The organism is Paractinoplanes pyxinae (assembly GCF_026626335.1).
In the GTDB taxonomy this organism is placed as follows: domain Bacteria; phylum Actinomycetota; class Actinomycetes; order Mycobacteriales; family Micromonosporaceae; genus Actinoplanes; species Actinoplanes pyxinae.
Genome location: NZ_JAPNTZ010000037.1, coordinates 1 through 1,317, shown reverse-complemented (window position 1 = coordinate 1,317; position 1,317 = coordinate 1). Strand labels below are relative to the sequence as shown.

Sequence of the window (1,317 nt, the reverse complement as noted above, 5' to 3'; positions counted from 1 at the left end):
TGTTTCGCGCCGGGTTTGATGGAGACATCGAAACCTGGGAGAAGATTTAGCTATGCCGGCACCGAAGAAGTACCCCGATGAGCTGCGTGAGCGTGCGACCCGGCTGGCGGTCGAGGCCCGCCGGGACCCGGCATCGAGCGTCGGAGCGATCCGCAGGATCGCCGATCAACTCGGGATCCATCCTGAAGCGTTGCGTGGCTGGGTGAAGAAGGCCGAGGTCGACGCCGGTGACCGGCCGGGCACGACCAGCAGCGACGCCGAACGCCTCGCCGCTCTCGAGCGGGAGAATCGTGAGCTGCGGCGGGCGAATCAGATCCTGAAGTCCGCGGCGTCTTTCTTCGCGGCGGAGCTGGACCGTCCGTCGCGATGAAGGTCGCCTTCGTCGACTCTGTGAAGGCCGAACACGGTGTCCAGCCGGTCCTGCAGGCGCTCGAAAGCACGCCGGCGCAGATCGCACCGTCGACCTACTACGCCGCCAAAACCCGCCCCGACAGCGCTCGATCGCGGCGCGACGAACAGCTGACCGTCACGATCGAGCAGATTTACGAGGCGAACTACAGCGTCTACGGGGCTCGCAAAGTCTGGCATGAACTGCACCGCCAGGGCATACCGGTGGCCCGGTGCACCGTCGAGCGGCTGATGCGTGCGGCCGGGCTGCGCGGGCTGCTGCGGGACAAGTCGCCGCGCACGACCCGGCCCGCCCCGGAGACCGGACGGCCTGCTGACCTGGTCAAACGGGACTTCACCGCCGAGCATCCGAACCAGTTGTGGGTCGCCGATCTGACCTACGTGCGCACGAGCGCAGGCTGGGTCTATGCCGCGTTCATCCTCGACGTGTACTCCCGGCTGATCGTCGGCTGGCAAGTCGCCACGTCGCTCTACACCGACCTGGCGTTGGACGCGTTGAAGATGGCCGTCTGGCGGCGCGAGAACCAAGGTGCTGACCTGCGGAAACTGGTCCACCACTCCGACCGCGGAGTCCAATATCGAGCAATCCGCTACAGCCAGCGCCTCGCCGAGGCCGGCGCCGTCAGCTCGGTCGGCTCAAAGGGCGACTCCTACGACAACGCCATGGCCGAAGCGTTCAACTCGCTGTTCAAGGCCGAACTTGTCCGCAACAAAGGCCCCTGGCGCGGCCTCGACGATGTGGAGATGGCCACCGTCGAATACATCGACTGGTACAACAACCGCCGCCTGCACGGCGAACTCGGACACGTCCCACCCGCCGAACACGAAGCACTAGACGCGATGACCCAAGCGGTCACCGCAACCCTGGAAACCAGCTAACCAACTCTCCACCAAACCCGGGGCTTGACA

At 65.7% G+C, this 1,317-nt stretch carries 1 protein-coding gene; it reads left to right on the top strand.

Annotation, left to right across the window (positions count from 1 at the left end):
• Nucleotides 1-52 precede the first annotated feature (52 nt).
• Nucleotides 53-1,287 (top strand): IS3 family transposase gene (locus OWR29_RS47945; protein WP_267570392.1). Its coding sequence is split into 2 segments (ribosomal slippage): nt 53-332 and nt 332-1,287, totalling 1,236 coding nucleotides; the frame shifts between segments, so codons are not numbered across the junction.
• Nucleotides 1,288-1,317: the final 30 nt, after the last annotated feature.